This is a genomic window from Neisseria sp. HMSC073G10, assembly GCF_001812605.1.
GTDB classification, from domain to species: Bacteria; Pseudomonadota; Gammaproteobacteria; order Burkholderiales; family Neisseriaceae; genus Neisseria; species Neisseria subflava_A.
The window spans coordinates 1-362 of sequence record NZ_KV809538.1; the positions used below are offsets into that span (position 1 = coordinate 1).

Here is a 362-nt window from a genome sequence, read left to right on the forward strand (position 1 = left end):
AAGGACAAGTCAGCGGCCAAACCACACCGAGTAAGGACAAAGATGCCCGTTGGACAAAGAAAAACGGTTTATACAGACTCGGTTACAAACAACATACCCGTACCGATGCGGAAGGCTATATCGAGAAACTGCACATTACCCCCGCCAATGCCCATGAGTGCAAACACCTGTCGCCTTTGTTGGAAGGACTGCCCGAAGGTACGACCGTCTATGCCGATAAAGGCTACGACAGTGCGGAAAACCGGCAACATCTGGAAGAGCATCGGCTGCTGGACGGCATTATGCGCAAAGCACACCGTAACCATCCGCTGACAGAAGCGCAAACCAAACGCAACCGATATTTGTCGAAGACCCGTTATGTG

At 51.7% G+C, this 362-nt stretch carries 1 protein-coding gene; it reads left to right on the forward strand.

All coding sequences use genetic code 11. The features are described from left to right. The coding region (locus tag HMPREF2865_RS10995; protein ID WP_141752550.1) for a transposase at positions 1-362 on the forward strand (362 nt) is incomplete at both ends.